Raw genomic sequence first — 17,555 nt, 5'->3', positions numbered from 1 at the left:
TCTTCTTTCCCCCCGTCCCCCCCTCATCTTCCCTATTTCCCAAAACCTAAAGATATACAGAATTAATCTTGCTTGGCAAAAAATTTCTGCTAACTTACAGATAACTACTTAAGATTCAAACATCTTTTTATTAGGGATATAAAGTTTGGAGTTTGGAGGAGCGGAATTAAAAGTTAGAAGTTATTAATAACTCATGACTCATCACTCATCACTTTATAAATGCTAACTTTGAATTTGTAACTATTCGTTTGTAGATGGAGGAGCAACTTTAGTTGTTGATTGCTGTAAACGCTGTTCGCGTTTTTTGCGATCGGCTGCAAGCATATCTGCCATCACAATTAGTGCTTGGGCCATTTTATCTAGATTGGAACGGTATAGATCCAAATCTTTAGTGAGTTTGTCATCGGATAAATGCAAGCCACTTGCAACGGTTTTCAGTGCTTCAATGCGCTGTTTTTCATCTTTGACTAATTCTGGATCTGACAGTTCTAATAAAGAAAATAAACCGATCGCAAACAAACGGCTATATTTAAAATTGGCATTGTTAGCGATCGCAATCAGTTGTTCAGCTAAGTCAGCATCTCGATCTAAATGAGTCGTTTGGCTTAACCACCCAATTAAATCTTTGGATGCAGAGCTTTGCGCTAAAGCTTGCAAACGGTGTGCATCTTGTCTATAACGTTGCGGATCTTCCTCTATAGCCTGACACAGGGCATTAAAAATTGACTCTTTATCTTGTTCTGGCAGATAGCCTTGCATGAAGCGGTCGAATGTAGTGACGACGCCCAAGGCATAAATTGGATTGTAGCTAAAATCAGCGTTTACCGATAGCAGATGCATTTCTACCATCAGTTCTTCCACCACTCGACGATAAATCGTATTTATCGGGCGCGTGTGGCGGTTATAGAATGTTCGCTTTGTATCAGAGACAGTACGGAGGTTATTCACAAAGAAAATCTTTTGGGCGACGTATCTTTATTCTGCTACACAAAACTTGGTTAAACTTATTCAAGCCTCACCATTCAACTAGAAATGAATATTTCTAGAGGGTTTGCTTCCTGCTTCCACCAAGGTAGACGGCTACAACAGTCCCCAGGCGTCAATTCGGCTCTAGCCGAGCCTATGCTTGGTATTCCACTTCTTCATCACATACTGAAGCTTTTAGCCATGAGTCAGCCACTATTTTCAACCAATTTAACGAAACGTGGACTTCCCGTTCGACCTTGTAACAGGCTGGTCAGTTTTGACAGAACTGCGGTTTACAAACCGGATAATTAGGCCTTGGTTTTCGGCACCAATTCCAAATTACCAGCAATTTATAACGCTGTCAACTGTCACTCACGTTGAGCAAACATGAATAACTTTAGCCAAGAATTTGACGATTTAATCTAGCTCTCGCTTCACGGCAACTTTGCTCCCGTTGAGGTTTACATAGGTATTGGCTGCTTGATGAATAGCGGTAGTAAAATTATCTTTTAACACACCACAAGAGTTGGAAATCATTAGCCGGACAAAACTATGTAAAAATTATGATACTTCATAATTGTGCATCAATATGAGCTTATCGCCACAATTAACTGCCTTAGCTGAATATTTGGCTGGTGAATTTGATAATCGCGCTCAAGCGATCGCTGATCCAGTTTGGTATGTTCATCTGCGTATGTGGCAAAGACCTGTTGCTTTATTTTCAGAAGACAGTTTTACCCTGTTTGCTGAACAAGCTAATATTCTGAAATTAGATCAGCCTTACCGTCAGCGAATTATGCGGTTACACCAAAAGCCTGACGCTGATGCTATCCAAGTCCAATATTATATGCCGAAAAATCCAGATGCCTTAAAATGCGCTGGTCAAAACCCCGCTTTACTAAATACCCTGACACCAGACCAATTAAATTTATTACCGGGTTGCATTCTTTGTGTTACTCAAGAAGAAATAAGTCCCAATTGCTACAAATTTATAGCTACTGCACCGCCTGAGGCTCGCTGCTGCTTTACTTATAATGGCAATACCATCCAAGTTTCCTTAGGTTTTGAAGCCACTAAGGACGAATTTTATAGCTACGACAAAGGAATTGACCCAGAAACAGGAAAAGCGACTTGGGGAGCGATTATGGGTCCCTATCGCTACACCAAGCGATCGGCAGTTATGAGTTATGAGTTATGAGTTATGAGTTATGAGTTATGAGTTATGAGTTATGAGTTATGAGTTATGAGTTATGAGTTATGAGTTATGAGTTATGAGTTATGAGTTATGAGTTATGAGTTATGAGGAGCTTTCGTTATGAGTTTTTTAATTAACTCCTCACTCCTCACTTTTAACTCTTAACTTTTTTCAGATCACTCCTAACTTCTTTTTTTAACTAGCGATGCTGCGAGGTACACCTTCTAAAGCTTCCTCTTCAGTTTCAAAGATTTCAAAGACTGTATCCATCATCGTCACTTCAAATACCAGTTTTGCTTCTGGATGTACATTACAGATACGGAAACTACCTTTGACTTTATCAGCATCACGCATCCCCGCGACTAAAGATGTGAGACCAGAACTATCAATAAAATTCACCTGACCGAGATTAACAACTACATGACGACTTAGTTTAGAGATACATTCCTGTAACTTCAAGCGAAATTGCCAAGCTGTGGTAATATCTAGGCGACCGGATGGAGTTAAGACAATAACGGTATTGCCATCTTGAGTTGTATAACTTTTTTGATCTATATGAATCACGCTCGCCTCCCGTTGGCACTTTTGTCAAATTGACATCGGCTGTGTTTAGCGTTGGACTTGTGAGCCAAAAGATTATTTTCCAGTAATCTTTATCACCTTGCTACTGATACACAGTTTAGAAGCTCATAGTGAAATAGTTGGCTCACCAATTGAGAAAAACGTCCAATGCTTATGCTTGAGATTAACAAGCAACAGCCAAAAGTGTCACTTTTTTTTGCTAAGTGCTTTCTATGATAGTAGTTTAACTCACCAAAACAGTGCTGAGGAATGAAGTGCTGAGGAGAAAATAGTCATCAGTTTTGAGTCAAGATTTTTTCTCAAAGACATCTTGACTTGAGAGAAAAGTCTGAATTATTCATTCTCAGTCCTGAGAAATCAGGACTGAGCACTTGATTAGTCAACGCTGTGGTTTGCTGTCCAGTTTGCCCAATCTTGAGGTTTGAGGAAGGTTTCGGACAATTGGGCTTCGGGGGAATTAGGTTCTGGCTGATAGCCGTATTCCCAGCGTACCAGGGGAGGTAAAGACATGAGAATAGATTCGGTGCGTCCGTTGGTTTGCAGACCAAAAATAGTGCCTCGGTCATAAACCAAGTTAAATTCTACATACCGACCCCGACGATAAAGTTGAAAATTCCGTTGGCGATCGCCATATTCTGTATTATGTCGCCGTTCGACAATTGGCACGTAAGATGGTAAAAATGCATTACCACAATTTTGCACAAAAGTAAATAATTCTTCCCAAGTGCGTGGTTCTGGCGCACCTACCTGATTGCTGTAAATAGCCGCTTCACCATCAGGCTGGGGACCGCGATATAACTCACCTTCACCGTGTTGGTAATCAAAAAATAGACCACCTATACCCCGCGTTTCCCCACGGTGCTTGAGGTAGAAATATTCATCACACCAGCGTTTAAACACTTGATAATACTCTGAGTGATGCTGATCACATGCTCCTTTGATAGTTTGATGAAAATGTGCTGCATCTTCAGCGAATGGGTAAAAAGGAGTTAAATCCGCACCACCACCAAACCACCACACCGGACCTGCTTCAAAATAACGATAATTTAGGTGAACGGTGGGTACATAAGGATTGCGAGGATGTAGCACCATTGAAGTACCCGTAGCATACCAACGGTGTCCTTCTGCGTCTGGGCGTTGGGTTAAAATAGAAGGTGGTAGGTGATCTCCCCAAACTTCGGAAAAACCCACACCAGCTTGTTCAAATATTGCACCCTCACGCATCACACGCGATCGCCCTCCACCTCCTTCAGGACGTTCCCAACTATCTTGTTGGAACTTACCCACACCATCTAAGTCTTCTAGGGTTTGAGCAATTTTGTCCTGCAACTGTTTCATAAACTGACTCACCCTAACTTTAGCGTCAGTTGGCGGTAAAGACTTAGATGATTCGGTTTGGCGATGAAGCGAGTTGGTCAACATCATAAATTCAGCAACCTAAATTACAATTTCAATTCCGTGCAACAAATCTCTCAACTTAAACATTTGCAGGCAATACGCGCCAAAAAAACCGACTCAAATCGCAATTGCTTGTATAGCTTTACAAGGAGAGCATTCACCCACCAAACGTGGGTATAACTAAAGATATTGTCCCTCAAATGCGTATAGGCTTGTATATCGACTAAGTTTTTTATGCTTAATTTATGTGAACATTTAAGTGTGATACCAAGTTGCAATTAAAAGATATTACTTTGAGATTGTGTGTAGGGGCATAGGGCGTACAAAAAAATAAACATATAAACGGGCATAGGGCATGGGGCATAGGGCATGGGGCATTGTCCCTTTGTGAAATACGTCTAGCTTCTTTTTATTCCCATTGCCCAATGCGAGCGTGCCCCAACCAGATGTGTAGCCAGCAAGAGGATTAGAAAAATGCAAGCTTGGTTGTCCAAATTTATCCACCGCAAACGGCGTCTGTTTTGTGCTTCTCTGGTGCGAACGTATCGAGAAATTAGTTCTGCTTCACCAGACGAACTATGGCAAAAGGTAGTAGATTTAGCAGACGTTTCGTGGCATCCAATGCTCAAGAGTACCAACGTACCCTACGGATTAGTACCCAAACCCGGATTGATTTATCAAGCAGTAACACGCTTGTCACCGATTCCTATCCGCATTTTTGTCGAGCGCGTCAATCCCAGAGAACTTTTAACTGTACGTGTGTTGGCGATTCCTGGTATAGAAGAACGAGTGACTTATCAACTAGAGTCCACAGTTTGTGGCACTTGTTTATCTTATTCTGTCACCCTACGTGGTTGGTTATCGCCTCTGATTTGGTCGTTTTCCCGTCCCTATAGCGATCGCGTAGCCCGCGCTTTAGTTGATGCTGTAGAAAAGGCAGGATTGCCAGCTGGTGGATAGTGGATAGTGGTTAGTCGATAACCGTCAAATAACAACCATCAACCATCCACGCTCCAACTAACAATCATCAACTAGCAATACCTCCATAAAGTTAAGATGCAAATAGAAAAATAAAAATTATTTGCTTCATATTTATTACAGCCGCAAGGGTGAAAACACGATGTATGATGTCCTCGATGCTCAGTCGGTTCTAAATGTGCTGCGACCCGTGGAAGACCCAGAACTTCGCAAAAGTCTGGTAGAACTCAACATGATTCGCAACGTCAAAATTGACGCCGGCAAAGTCAGCTTCACTTTAGTATTAACGACACCCGCCTGTCCCCTACGTGAATTTATCGTTGATGATTGCAAAAGAGCCGTAAAAAAACTGCCCGGTGTTACAGATATAGCTGTAGAAGTCACAGCAGAAACACCTCAGCAAAAAAGCTTACCTGACCGCACTGGCATTAGTGGTGTCAAAAACATTATCGCCATTTCTAGCGGCAAAGGTGGTGTAGGTAAAAGTACGGTAGCTGTGAATGTGGCGGTAGCATTAGCGCAAACCGGGGCAAAAGTTGGCTTACTTGATGCTGATATTTACGGTCCCAACGATCCCACCATGCTAGGACTGAGTGATGCCCAAATTACTGTCCGTCCTGGTGAAAAAGGCGAAATCCTGGAACCTGCTTTTAATCACGGCGTCAAGTTAGTTTCAATGGGCTTTTTAATTGACCGAGATCAGCCAGTGATTTGGCGCGGACCAATGCTGAATGGAGTGATTCGCCAATTTCTCTATCAAGTGGAATGGGGAGAACTCGATTATTTAATTGTGGATATGCCACCAGGTACGGGGGATGCCCAGTTAACTTTGACACAAGCTGTGCCAATGGCAGGGGCAGTAATTGTCACCACACCGCAAAACGTAGCTTTGTTAGATTCTCGTAAAGGCTTGCGGATGTTTCAGCAGATGAACGTGCCAATTTTGGGGATAGTGGAAAATATGAGTTATTTTATACCCCCAGATATGCCAGATAAGCAATATGACATCTTTGGTTCCGGTGGTGGTGAGAAAACTGCTGCCGAGTTGGGTGTGCCATTGCTGGGGTGCGTCCCCCTAGAGATTTGTACGCGAGTTGGGGGTGATAGCGGTGTGCCGATTGTTGTCGGGGAACCAGATTCAGCTAGTGCAAAAGCATTGTATGCGATCGCCCTCACCATCGCCGGCAAAGTGTCAGTTGCTGCCTTAACATAGAATTTAAATTTTCGTCTGGTTCCCCATCCCCAACCGGGGAATACAGATTTCAAGTGCTGACTAAATTTAAAATCTAAAACCTCAAGTCTAAAATCACACAATCAATGTTGTTAAAAAGGTCGCTCTCCAAAAAGTCCGCGTCAAAAATTCGCTGGCAGCAATGGGTTAAACCCTGGCAGCAAACAGACTGGCTGTTACTTGGCTTACCAATCGCCATCACTATATTTGGTGGCATTATGATCAAAAGTACCGAATTGAACCAAGGACTCACAGACTGGTGGTGGCACTGGCTGATGGGTGGCATTGGTACCGTAATAGCCCTGATCCTTGCCCGCATCCGCTACGAAAATTTGATTCAGTGGCACTGGATCACTTATACAATAACCAATGTCAGCTTGATCGCCGTGATGGTAGCTGGTCACGCAGCCAAAGGAGCACAACGCTGGGTTAGTATCGCAGGTGTTCCCATACAACCCTCGGAATTTGCCAAAATCGGGTTAATCATCACCCTAGCGGCTTTGTTACACAAGCGCAGCGCTTCTCAAATAGATAACGTTTTCCGCGCTTTGGCAATTACTGCCATTCCTTGGGCATTAGTATTTATACAACCTGATTTGGCAACATCACTGGTATTTGGGGCGATCGTTTTAGGGATGTTGTACTGGGCAAATGCTAATCCAGGCTGGTTAATACTAATGATTTCTCCCATCGTCGCGGCGATTCTCTTTAGTACACCTTGGCCCCTTTCAGCACCGATAGTTTTGTTTGACCAAGTATCTTTAGGACCTTTAGGATTAATTTGGTCAGTCGCTATGGGTGTACTAGGCTTTTTGACTCTCCCCTGGCGTCGATTTGGTATTAGCGGCATCAGTGCATGGGTTTTGAACATGCTAGGTGGCGAAATCGGTGTCTTCGTCTGGAACCATATATTGAAAGATTATCAAAAAGGTCGGATCACCTCATTTCTCAATCCCGATGGCGATCCCCTCGGAACAGGATATCACCTAATTCAATCTCGCATTGCCATTGGTGCTGGAGGAATTTGGGGATGGGGACTAAATAAGGGTCCGATGACTCAACTCAATTTCGTTCCCGAACAGCATACAGACTTTATATTCTCTGCGGTAGGTGAAGAATTCGGTTTGATTGGTTGTTTGCTATTGCTGGTTGTCTTATGCTTTATTTGTCTGCGATTATTACATATTGCTCAAACCGCCAAAGATAATTTTGGCTCGTTGTTGGCTATTGGCGTTTTGTCGATGATCGTCTTTCAGGTGATTGTTAATGTAGGCATGACGGTTGGTTTAGCACCAGTGGCAGGGATTCCCCTACCTTGGATGAGTTACGGTCGTTCTGCCATGTTGAGCAACTTCATCGCCTTGGGACTAGTAGAATCAGTCGCGAATTTTCGTCAACAGAGGCAGAGATATTAGTCAAGGGTCAAGGGTCAAGGGTCAAGGGTCAATAGACTTTTGACTATGGACTGCTTAGAAGTATTAAGCTATTAAAAGGAAACAAGCGAGGTTAAAATCATGATCCTGCCAGGAGCGACTGTTTGTGTCAAGAATCCCGCAGATACTTATTATCGCTTTGAGGGACTCGTGCAACGGGTGAGTGATGGCAAGGTAGCCGTACTGTTTGAAGGTGGTAACTGGGATAAGTTAGTTACCTTTCGACTCAGCGAATTGGCTGTTGTAGAAACCACTGCCGGACGAAAAAAAGCGAAATAAACGCACGTTAGTTAGGGGTTAGGAGGAACGGAGTGAGGAGTTAAGAGAACTCATAACTCATAACTCATAACTCATAACTCATAACTCAGCACTACTATGCGCCTTCCTTTACCACAGTTTGCTTATTGCGATCGCCACCCCAACCACATTGCGGAGGTGATCGAAACTACTACTACCGAATTTTTGGCACAGTGTCTGGAACCTGAAGATTTGAGCTTTCCACCCATGCCACCATTCGGTAGCTGGGTTTGTTCTGTGGATGAAGAATCGGGCAATCAAGTTTATGGGTTGGTGTATTATGCAACAACATCGCCCATAGATTCCGTACACAGAGCAAGAGCCTTAGGGTTGTCTTTGCAAGATTTGCGAGAGGAACAACCCCAGATATTCGCCATGCTGAAAACGGAGTTTCGGGCAGCGATCGTCGGATTTGAACAGCCATCTGGCAGCATAAGTTCTCAGAATCGAGTGTATCAGTATCTACCACCGCGTCCGCCACAAATTCATCAAGCTGTTTATCGGTGCGAACCAGAAGCGATCGTTAAATTCACTGAAGAGCTAGATTTTTTGCGGACATTGCTTTTTGTCAACGGTGCACCAGTAGACTCATTAACCGCTGCTGCGGTTAGAGAAGTGTACCAGTTACGCAAAGCCGATCGGCAATGGTTAATCAAAGCCGGTAGAACCTTAAGTGTGCTGCTCAAAGACGATTACGATCGCTTGCGATTTATCCTCAGCCAAATCCACCCATAGATAGTTAGCATAGGCGATCGCCTCAACTTCTGTCATGAAGAGGGGGTTCATGGGTTCATGGGTTCATGGGAAAGAAATTGAGTGGGGATTGCGACCCCACCCGAATTCATGAAGAGGGGGTTCATGGGAAAGGGGAAAGGGGAAAGGGGAAAGAAAAGGAAAAATTTTTATGCGTGTTTTAAATAACTATGGCTTACGCATTGACAGAAAATACCAAATATGTAGTATGCATTTAAGGCATTAAAACCTGATTTTTTGACGATATTTAGGCGATCGCTACCCATATTTTGGTGATTGTCATCCATCCTGGAACGACTAAACTCGGTTCATACACATGATGTCCTATTTGAGAGCGTGTCTAAGTCCTAATAACTTCTTCTTTCTTTCCCCTTTTTTCATGAACCCATGAACCCCCTCCCCAGAAGGTAAGTCAAATTTTCTGACTTTTTCAATTTCTCCAGGGTGGATGATTGATTTATTTTCACAGCAAACAATTGCCTTGGGGCAATTTTCGCTTCACCAAGCTTGCGAACATACAAGTCCTACCTATGGAACTCATCTCCCAAGTTCTTGCTTTAGAACCGACAAACCAAGTTCTCGGCAACGAACCAATTGTTCCCTTTGCCATTTTATTAGTGGTTATCTTAGTCGTACCGATTCTATTTGAGCGGCTAAGACTACCCGGATTAGTAGGTTTGGTTTTTTCGGGGGTAGTACTTGGTCCATCAGGTTGGAATGTATTTCAGCCTGATTCGCCAACTATCAATTTGCTATCAGATATCGGGTTAGTCTACTTGATGTTTATCGCGGGGTTAGAAATTGACTTAGAACAATTCCGGCGTCAGAAAAGCCGTTCTTTTGGATTTGGCAGCTTTACCTTCTTTATCCCCCTAGCCTTAGGAACATTAATCGGGCACATTTTTGGCTTTAGCAGCAATGCTTCGATATTAATTGGCTCTTTGTTAGCTTCTTACACTTTGTTGGCATATCCGCTGATCAATCGTCTAGGAATAGTCAAAAATCAAGCCGTCAGCGTCACCATTGGAGCCACAATTTTTACTAACATTGGCGGACTGCTAGTGTTATCTCTGTGTATAGCCGTTCATGCTAAACAATTCAGCTATTGGGGGCTAATAACTTTATTTAATTCCTTAATTATTTACTTAGTCGTTGTATTAGTCGGCTTTGATTGGGCAGGTAAAGAATTTTTTCGGCGTTCTGGAGACGATGAGGGAAACCAATTTTTATTTGTATTGCTTTGCGTATTTCTTGCCGCTGTAGGTGCTCAATTAATCGGAGTAGAAAAAATCGTTGGAGCCTTTTTAGCCGGTTTGGCGGTAAATGGTGTCCTCGCTTCTGGACCAGTCAAAGAAAAGGTAATGTTCGTTGGTAGCGTGCTGTTCATTCCTATTTTCTTTGTTCACCTTGGCTCATTAATTAATTTGCCAGCTGTCAGCAACTTGAGCACCCTGAAGCTAACCCTATTTATTGTAATTGGTTTATTTTTCAGCAAATTTCTCGCCGCTTTTTTAGCAAAACTAGTTTACCGCTATAACTGGCAAGAAATGTTAATGATGTGGTCGCTGAGTCTACCCCAAGTGGGTGCGACATTAGCGGCAACATTAGTCGGATATCGGGCAGAGTTGTTACCAATAGGGGTATTAAATAGTGTCATTGTCTTAATGCTGGTGACATCAACCCTAGGACCGTTGATTACCAGTCGGCTTGCTGCTGGTTTAGCTTCATCATCTGTTGAGGAGCACACAATTACAACACCACCCTATCAAAATATAGATAAAAAACACAGTAATTTTACTATAGTCGTACCTGTTTACAATCCGCAAACTCAGCAATATTTGATTGAAATGGCGGCATTATTAGCGCGTCAGGAAAATGGTAGAATTATACCGTTAGCGATCGCTAACTCGGCGGCTCACATGGATGCACCACAATTAGAAATTTCTCTGCAACGTAGTGAACGCTTACTTTCCAAAGCCACCGCTCAAAGTCAAGTATTCAGCGTAGAAGCAGAACCATTGCTGCGAATTGATGATGCTTTTGCTCAGGGGATCAGCAGAGCTGCTCGCGAACAAAAAGCTAGTTTAATTGTTATGGGTTGGGGTAAGCGGACTGGGCTGAGAGCACGTTTATTTGGCAATGTGATTGACAGCGTTCTCTGGGCATCTCATTGTCCGGTAGCAGTGACACGTTTAGTAGAATCACCGAGAAAAATTCAACGAATTTTAGTGCCACTAGAAAACCTGATGGCACCGTCATTGCACCCCGTTCAATTTGCGATCATGTTAGCAGAAGCAAATCAAGCGCAAGTTACCGTTTTGAATGTATGCGATCGCCGCACTAGTTCCAGTAAAATCGCTTCTAGGCGATCGCAACTTAGCTTATTAGTATCTAAATTAGCTTTGCCCAATCCCCCAGAAGTTCAAATCATTGCCCATGAAAACGTTGCCCAAGCAATTTTGCAAGCAGCGCGATTATATGATTTAGTAGTATTACCTTTTATACGTAACCGCACCAGCCCTGGTGGATTAGCCATTAGTGATGTCACTACCCAGTTAGCCAGACAACTCACCTGCTCTATCGTCATGCTTGGCGAACCAGAACGCAATCCCACAGTAGTTTTGCCTACAGCAGCAGTTCCCAATACTACATCTGCTGTGTAATGGGGACTCTTTACTGGGGACTGGAAAATGGGAAATAGTAAACAACCTTCTTACCTAGTCCATAATCCCTAAAAGCATCTTGTGATTATCCAATAGAAGGGCGATTTGGGGCGATCGCTTGACTCTTTAATGCCTTATGCTTTTGTTGAGATAATATAAAGTATTAGCCCTTTCGCCAACAGCATTAATAACCACAAACAAAAACTAAGAGTATGAAAACAGTTGACAAGAATCAATTAAAAGAAAAATTACTAGAATTTCTGCAACTTGTAGAATTAGAAGGTGAAGAAATTTTAGTGACTGATGGAAATAAACCTGTTGTGAAAATTTCTCAGTACGAAAACCCTCCTTCAACCGCAGAATTATTTCAGAATATGCGCGGTAAAGTTAAGTATTTTGAAGATTTAACTACCCCAACTACTGAAGAATGGCAGGAAGTATAAAAATAGTCCTTGATACGTGCGCTCTCATCTGGTGGAGTTTAGATCCAGACAAAACAGTTCTAAAAAAGTCAGATGTTATTCGGATTATTCCAATTGATGAAGAAATTTGGCTAGAGAGTGTCAAACTAGAATGGGAACATCGAGACCCAGTAGATAGAGTAGTGGTAGCTGTTGCCAAAAAAAACGAAGCTTCCATTATTACATCTGATCGAAAAATAGCTAATTTCTATTCTCTAGTAATTTGGTAAATTCCAAGGAAAATGGAACATCGAAGTGATTATCCAATTGGAAGATCGCGCTAAAAGTGAAAGCGTGAGTTGTGGCGATCGCATTTAGTGCCAGAATTTATCACAGCATCATCAAAAATATCTTGATTCTGCCATTAACTTAAAATATCGATTTACGATTGATGTCAGCCACATCATTCCTGTTACGTTGAGTCAAGTTCGCTCTTGGTCTGTGCCTAAGCAGGTTATATTTTCATCAGTATTTCTATGTAACTAGAGCATAACGTCAGCCTCCCAGCAATAAATATCTACTAAATCCAACCTCGGCTTTGCAAAATCTACCGCCGTCTTGAGGTAGCTTACCAATTATCGGTATCACAAGCGCAAAGTTGCTCTGGTTGACTACTAGTCCCTAATCCCTATTCCCTAGTTTCAAAACTTTATATTTTTAAAGATTTTGTAAAGTATTGCCTAAAAGCCCAGATTACGCTACCAATCTTTGTTATTTTGCTAAGTGAATTGTGAAGTAATCAACTGCTTGATTGCACCTAGAAGTAAATCGCCGATAAAAATACTTTTTAGTTACCCGTGGAAGTGCTCTATTTTTATTATCAGGCTGGGTACTCTAAAAACAGGCGCGAGCGCATTTTGCAATCCCTATGTAAATAACTGGTAAATTATGAGAATTTTGGTGACAGGCGGTGCTGGGTTTCTTGGCTCCCATCTGATCGACAGACTAATGGCTGATGGGCATGAAGTTATCTGTTTGGATAACTTCTACACAGGTAATAAACAAAACATCCTCAAATGGATGAATCATCCATACTTTGAACTCATCCGCCACGACATCACCGAACCAATTCGGTTAGAAGTGGATCAAATTTATCATCTGGCTTGTCCAGCTTCCCCAGTACATTACCAGTACAATCCAGTCAAAACAGTCAAAACCAACGTGATCGGGACGTTGAATATGCTGGGGTTGGCTAAACGTGTCAAAGCACGGTTTTTCTTAGCTTCAACTAGCGAAGTGTACGGAGATCCAGAAATTCATCCGCAAACTGAAGAATATAGAGGTAGCGTCAATCCGATTGGGCTGCGTTCATGTTACGACGAAGGCAAACGAGTTGCGGAAACTTTAGCATTTGACTACTACAGACAAAATAAAGTTGATATTCGGGTTGTCCGTATTTTCAACACCTATGGTCCTCGGATGTTAGAAAATGACGGTCGGGTAGTAAGTAACTTTATCGTTCAGGCTTTACGGGGTGAACCTTTGACAATATATGGCGATGGTTCCCAAACCCGTAGTTTCTGCTACGTTTCCGACTTGATCGAAGGATTTTTACGGTTGATGAAGAGTGACTACGTGGGCCCAGTAAATATAGGCAATCCTGGTGAATATACGATCTTAGAATTAGCTCAAGCCGTGCAAACCCTGATAAATCCGGATTCCGAAATAAAATTTGAGCCTTTACCTTCTGACGATCCGCGTCGTCGCCGTCCCGATATTACCAAAGCAAAAACTTTGTTAAATTGGGAACCTACCGTTCCTCTGCAAGAGGGGTTAAAACTGACTGTAGAAGATTTCCGCGATCGCATCAAAGGTAATCAATAGTCAAAAAACTATTAATCATAGATTCTAGACTACGGAATGCGTGAAAAAGTGAAAATTTCTCTTTGACAACTAACCCCAAAAAAGTAAGGAATTAACAAAATGCGTGTTTGTGTAATTGGTACTGGCTACGTTGGTTTGGTAACAGGCGCTTGTTTGGCTCATATTGGACATAGTGTAATTTGCGTAGACAATAACGAAGAAAAAGTCAAATTAATGAAGTCTGGACAGTCGCCAATTTTCGAGCCGGGACTATCGGAAATTATGCAGTCTGCCATTCAATCAGGTAATATTGAATTCACAACTGACATCAGTGCAGGTGTTAGCCACGGGGAAATTTTGTTTATTGCTGTGGGAACACCACCCTTACCCACTGGTGAAAGTGATACCCGATACGTTGAGGCTGTAGCCCGTGGGATTGGCGCAAATCTTGACGGTGGTTATAAAGTCATCGTCAACAAATCTACAGTGCCTATTGGCTCAGGTGACTGGGTGCGGATGCTTGTTATGGATGGTATCGCTGAACAAAAAACATTAGTTACCGCAGGTGGGGCTGCAAGTCAAGAAAAATTGCCTGAGTATGCATCTGAGTTTGATGTAGTCAGCAATCCAGAGTTTTTGCGCGAAGGTTCGGCAGTGTACGACACCTTTAACCCCGATCGCATTGTCTTGGGTGGTAACTCTCCAAGAGCGATCGACATGATGAAAGAATTGTATGCCCCAATTGTCGAGCGCAACTTTGCTTCTGATAAATCTTTACCTCAAGTGCCAGTATTGGCAACAGATTTAAGCTCGGCAGAAATGATTAAATATGCTGCTAATGCTTTTTTGGCAACCAAGATTAGTTTTATTAACGAAGTTGCGAATATTTGCGATCGCGTTGGTGCTGATATTACCCAAGTAGCAAAAGGTATCGGTTTAGATTCTCGCATTGGTAGCAAATTCTTGCAAGCTGGTATCGGCTGGGGTGGTTCTTGCTTCCCGAAAGATGTCTCTGCCCTGGTTCATACCGCTGATGACTACGGCTATGAAGCTCAACTGCTGAAAGCTGCCGTCAGCGTCAACGAACGTCAGCGCTTGATTGCTCTAGAAAAACTCCAACAAGCCCTGAAAATCCTCAAAGGTAAAACTGTCGGATTACTCGGTTTGACATTTAAACCCGATACCGACGATTTGCGCGACGCTCCCGCACTCAACTTGATTGAGCAGTTGAACCGACTCGGAGCCAAAGTTAAAGCATACGATCCAATTATTTCTCAAACCGGAATGCGTCATGGTCTTTCTGGTGTGTTGGTTGAAACCGACGCCGAACGCCTTGCAGATGGTTGTGATGCTTTAGTATTGGTAACTGAATGGGAACAGTTCAGCAATCTCGATTATGCCAAAATGGCAAAGTTGATGTCTCACGCGGTAATGATTGACGGTCGTAACTTCCTCGATCCTGAAACAATGGTACGGGCTGGATTCCAATATATAGGTGTTGGACGCTAAATCGATTTTAGGCGTTGCTGATTTTAAATAGACAACCGATGTGGAAAATATGTAGAGACGCGAAATTTCGCGTCTCTACAAAGGTTTTGGGTAACGCACAGTTAATTTTCACTTTCGCGTGTCCAATATGAATTCAAATTTTTTGCGAACAATTTAGGGCTGATATCATGTCCGTTTAATTAACAGTAATAAAAACCTACCTACCGTCGTAGAGACGTTACGAAAGGAACGTCTTTACAAAAGTAAGTAATTTCCCGAACATGGTATGAGAAGCCTAATTCTGCCTAGGCTTAATCTATTGTGAAGTTAATCCCCCGTTGAAAAAATGGGGGATTTGACGTTATTGGTCATTTTTAATACTTACGAGCAACTAAAAATGTTACAACAGGCGGAAATTCGCAATTGCATCGCCATTAGTTTAGGAGCGATCGCAGGTGCTTTAAGTCGATATTATCTAACTTTATGGTTTAGCGATCGCTTTGGAGTCAGTTTTCCCTATGGTACTTTTTTTATCAATATCAGCGGCTGTTTGGCGATGGGATTCTTCGCCACTTTCGCCCTAAATAATGTCACAATAATCTCTCCAGAAGTGCGTTTGTTAGTCACTACAGGATTTTTAGGCGCTTACACAACTTTCTCAACTTACGGTTTGGATACAGTCGGTTTATTGCGTAATAGCACAATGTTAACAGCAACTTTCTATTGGGCTGGCAGTGCAATACTAGGAATTATCAGCGTTCAATTAGGTGTGATTTTAGCTCGATGGTGGAGATAAAATTATCCCCTGACAAATACAACAAAATAATCAGAGTTAGAGCATACACTTTGAGCATAAGATAATTTCAGTGTGAGATTCTAATTGATGGTTAGCTTTAGAGGGAAAGCCATGCCTGTAAACAAAACCACAGAACACTTGATTGTTCTACGAGGTGTAAATAAATCTTATGGGCAACCCAACGGTCAGCAAATCGCAATCCTGGAAAATATTAACCTAGAGTTGCATCCAGGGGAAATAGTCGCTTTACTCGGACCTTCCGGTTCAGGGAAATCTACCTTGATGCGGATGATTGCTGGATTAATTCCCGCAACTCAGGGTGAAGTTATATATCACAATCGTCCTCTGGTAGGCTTGAATCCAGGAGTAGCAATTGTTTTTCAAAGCTTTGCCCTTTATCCTTGGTTAACCGTACTCGAAAATGTGGAACTGGGTTTAAAGGCAAAAGGAACACAATCTGACTCTCGCCGAGAAAAGGCGTTGCGGATGATTGATATTATCGGTTTGGACGGATTTGAAAATGCTTATCCCAAAGAACTTTCTGGGGGAATGCGTCAGCGAGTTGGATTTGCCAGAGCTTTAGCGGTAGAACCAGAATTGTTATGCATGGATGAGCCATTTTCGGCTTTGGATGTGCTGACAGCAGAAAACTTGCGTTTTGAATTATTAGATTTGTGGTTAGAGCGAAAAATACCTACCCAAGCTATATTAATCGTCACCCACGGGATTGAAGAAGCGGTGATTTTGGCGGATCGGATTATTGTTTTAGGACGCAATCCGGGAAGAATACGGGCTGATTTACCTATTACTTTACCTCATTACCGCGATCGCAAAAATCCCAACTTTCAAGCCTTAGTGGATCAAGTATATAAAATTCTCACAAATCCCGACTTAGAAACAATTGAACCACCAGCCACTACCACCTCTACCCCAGCAGTGGCAGAACCACCCAAAAATCAATCACTGCCCCAGGTGAGAATTGGCTCCATAGCTGGTCTTTTAGAACTTTTGGAAGATCGCAAAGAAAGAGACCTCTACCGTTTAGGACAAGAATTGCAACTAGAGGTAGATGATATTCTGCCAATTGTCGAAGCTGCTAAATTGATGAATTTTGTGGAACTAGTAGAAGGTGATATTAGCCTCACCCCAATCGCAGAAGAATTTATTGCTGGTGGTATCGACGAACGCAAACGTTGCGTGCGATCGCAACTACTTGATAAAATTCGCCTCGTACAGCAAATTTATCGTCTCCTAGAAGCGAAACGCAATCAACGCATTCCCGAAGAACTAGTTTTGGATATTCTCGAAAATCATTTTAGCCCTGAAGAAGCCCAACGGCAACTAAACACTGCCATCGATTGGGGTCGTTATGCCGAAATATATAGCTACGACGAACCAGCCGGACAAATCTTTTTAGAACAAGTTGCGATCGCTGAACCTGCTTCAGTCAGTTCGGTTGGGGAGATGGGGAGAGGGGGGGAGAGGGAGAGGGGGGAAAGAATTCTTCGCCT

General features: G+C 42.6%; 16 protein-coding genes. 13 read left to right on the top strand and 3 right to left on the bottom strand.

The window, feature by feature from the left end:
• Positions 1-240: 240 nt before the first annotated feature.
• On the bottom strand, positions 241-948 hold the full coding sequence (gene psb29 / locus OGM63_RS22840) for a photosystem II biogenesis protein Psp29 (RefSeq protein WP_263747961.1): 708 nt from the start codon (positions 946-948) through the stop codon (positions 241-243).
• Between the two features lie 607 nt (positions 949-1,555).
• Here psb29 and OGM63_RS22835 point away from each other — a divergent pair.
• Positions 1,556-2,164, top strand: coding sequence for a chromophore lyase CpcT/CpeT (locus OGM63_RS22835; protein ID WP_263747960.1), 609 nt, complete (start codon positions 1,556-1,558; stop codon positions 2,162-2,164).
• Positions 2,165-2,356: 192 nt separating this feature from the next.
• Here OGM63_RS22835 and OGM63_RS22830 read toward each other — a convergent pair whose 3' ends face one another.
• Positions 2,357-2,725, bottom strand: a complete 369-nt coding sequence (locus OGM63_RS22830; RefSeq protein WP_263747959.1) for an STAS domain-containing protein — start codon at positions 2,723-2,725, stop codon at positions 2,357-2,359.
• A gap of 393 nt (positions 2,726-3,118) precedes the next feature.
• Positions 3,119-4,165, bottom strand: a complete 1,047-nt coding sequence (hemF, locus tag OGM63_RS22825; protein ID WP_318528527.1) for an oxygen-dependent coproporphyrinogen oxidase — start codon at positions 4,163-4,165, stop codon at positions 3,119-3,121.
• Between the two features lie 450 nt (positions 4,166-4,615).
• Between hemF and OGM63_RS22820 the strand changes: the two genes are divergently transcribed.
• From OGM63_RS22820 to OGM63_RS22765, 12 genes are all read left to right on the top strand, one after another.
• On the top strand, positions 4,616-5,101 hold the full coding sequence (locus OGM63_RS22820) for an SRPBCC family protein (RefSeq protein WP_263747957.1): 486 nt from the start codon (positions 4,616-4,618) through the stop codon (positions 5,099-5,101).
• Between the two features lie 160 nt (positions 5,102-5,261).
• Entirely contained in the window at positions 5,262-6,332 is a 1,071-nt protein-coding gene (locus OGM63_RS22815; RefSeq protein ID WP_263747962.1) for an Mrp/NBP35 family ATP-binding protein, read from the top strand.
• Between the two features lie 104 nt (positions 6,333-6,436).
• Positions 6,437-7,765 (top strand): rod shape-determining protein RodA, encoded by a 1,329-nt coding sequence (rodA, locus tag OGM63_RS22810; protein ID WP_263747956.1) that lies wholly within the window; start codon positions 6,437-6,439, stop codon positions 7,763-7,765.
• A gap of 99 nt (positions 7,766-7,864) precedes the next feature.
• Positions 7,865-8,062 carry an NAD(P)H dehydrogenase subunit NdhS gene (locus OGM63_RS22805; protein WP_263747955.1) on the top strand — a complete coding sequence of 66 codons (198 nt, stop codon included), beginning with the start codon at positions 7,865-7,867 and terminating at the stop codon, positions 8,060-8,062.
• Between the two features lie 96 nt (positions 8,063-8,158).
• The gene (locus OGM63_RS22800) at positions 8,159-8,815 is read left to right on the top strand and encodes an HAS-barrel domain-containing protein (protein WP_263747954.1); all 657 of its coding nucleotides are present in this window, start codon (positions 8,159-8,161) and stop codon (positions 8,813-8,815) included.
• Positions 8,816-9,363: 548 nt separating this feature from the next.
• Positions 9,364-11,496: a cation:proton antiporter domain-containing protein gene (locus OGM63_RS22795; protein WP_263747953.1), complete on the top strand. Its 2,133-nt coding sequence runs from the start codon at positions 9,364-9,366 to the stop codon at positions 11,494-11,496.
• Positions 11,497-11,708: 212 nt separating this feature from the next.
• Positions 11,709-11,939, top strand: coding sequence for a type II toxin-antitoxin system Phd/YefM family antitoxin (locus OGM63_RS22790; protein ID WP_263747952.1), 231 nt, complete (start codon positions 11,709-11,711; stop codon positions 11,937-11,939).
• A complete protein-coding gene (locus tag OGM63_RS22785; protein ID WP_263747951.1) occupies positions 11,924-12,187 on the top strand; it encodes a type II toxin-antitoxin system VapC family toxin in 264 nt (87 codons plus the stop codon). Before OGM63_RS22790 ends, OGM63_RS22785 begins: the two co-directional genes overlap by 16 nt.
• 658 nt (positions 12,188-12,845) lie before the next feature.
• Positions 12,846-13,781 (top strand): UDP-glucuronic acid decarboxylase family protein, encoded by a 936-nt coding sequence (locus OGM63_RS22780; protein WP_263747950.1) that lies wholly within the window; start codon positions 12,846-12,848, stop codon positions 13,779-13,781.
• Positions 13,782-13,880: 99 nt separating this feature from the next.
• Complete coding sequence (locus OGM63_RS22775) at positions 13,881-15,269, top strand: UDP-glucose dehydrogenase family protein (RefSeq protein WP_263747949.1); 1,389 nt, start codon at positions 13,881-13,883, stop codon at positions 15,267-15,269.
• Between the two features lie 376 nt (positions 15,270-15,645).
• Complete coding sequence (crcB, locus tag OGM63_RS22770) at positions 15,646-16,044, top strand: fluoride efflux transporter CrcB (protein ID WP_263747948.1); 399 nt, start codon at positions 15,646-15,648, stop codon at positions 16,042-16,044.
• A gap of 111 nt (positions 16,045-16,155) precedes the next feature.
• The coding region (locus tag OGM63_RS22765; RefSeq protein WP_263747946.1) for an ABC transporter ATP-binding protein at positions 16,156-17,555 on the top strand (1,400 nt) is incomplete at its 3' end.

It is taken from the genome of Plectonema radiosum NIES-515 (assembly GCF_025753815.1).
Taxonomy (GTDB): Bacteria; Cyanobacteriota; Cyanobacteriia; order Cyanobacteriales; family Nostocaceae; genus Hassallia; species Hassallia radiosum_A.
Note: the sequence above shows the minus strand (reverse complement) of the source record. Positions and strands in the feature narration are given on the sequence as shown.

What these genes read in the sequence shown, in the direction of transcription:
- OGM63_RS22795 (WP_263747953.1), top strand. Translation starts at nt 9,364, where the DNA reads ATGGAACTCATCTCCCAAGTTCTTGCTTTAGAACCGACAAACCAAGTT.
- OGM63_RS22780 (WP_263747950.1), top strand. Translation starts at nt 12,846, where the DNA reads ATGAGAATTTTGGTGACAGGCGGTGCTGGGTTTCTTGGCTCCCATCTG.
- OGM63_RS22805 (WP_263747955.1), top strand. Translation starts at nt 7,865, where the DNA reads ATGATCCTGCCAGGAGCGACTGTTTGTGTCAAGAATCCCGCAGATACT.
- OGM63_RS22815 (WP_263747962.1), top strand. Translation starts at nt 5,262, where the DNA reads ATGTATGATGTCCTCGATGCTCAGTCGGTTCTAAATGTGCTGCGACCC.
- crcB (WP_263747948.1), top strand. Translation starts at nt 15,646, where the DNA reads ATGTTACAACAGGCGGAAATTCGCAATTGCATCGCCATTAGTTTAGGA.
- hemF (WP_318528527.1), bottom strand. Translation starts at nt 4,165, where the DNA reads ATGTTGACCAACTCGCTTCATCGCCAAACCGAATCATCTAAGTCTTTA.
- OGM63_RS22785 (WP_263747951.1), top strand. Translation starts at nt 11,924, where the DNA reads ATGGCAGGAAGTATAAAAATAGTCCTTGATACGTGCGCTCTCATCTGG.
- OGM63_RS22835 (WP_263747960.1), top strand. Translation starts at nt 1,556, where the DNA reads ATGAGCTTATCGCCACAATTAACTGCCTTAGCTGAATATTTGGCTGGT.
- OGM63_RS22775 (WP_263747949.1), top strand. Translation starts at nt 13,881, where the DNA reads ATGCGTGTTTGTGTAATTGGTACTGGCTACGTTGGTTTGGTAACAGGC.
- OGM63_RS22790 (WP_263747952.1), top strand. Translation starts at nt 11,709, where the DNA reads ATGAAAACAGTTGACAAGAATCAATTAAAAGAAAAATTACTAGAATTT.
- OGM63_RS22800 (WP_263747954.1), top strand. Translation starts at nt 8,159, where the DNA reads ATGCGCCTTCCTTTACCACAGTTTGCTTATTGCGATCGCCACCCCAAC.
- OGM63_RS22820 (WP_263747957.1), top strand. Translation starts at nt 4,616, where the DNA reads ATGCAAGCTTGGTTGTCCAAATTTATCCACCGCAAACGGCGTCTGTTT.
- rodA (WP_263747956.1), top strand. Translation starts at nt 6,437, where the DNA reads ATGTTGTTAAAAAGGTCGCTCTCCAAAAAGTCCGCGTCAAAAATTCGC.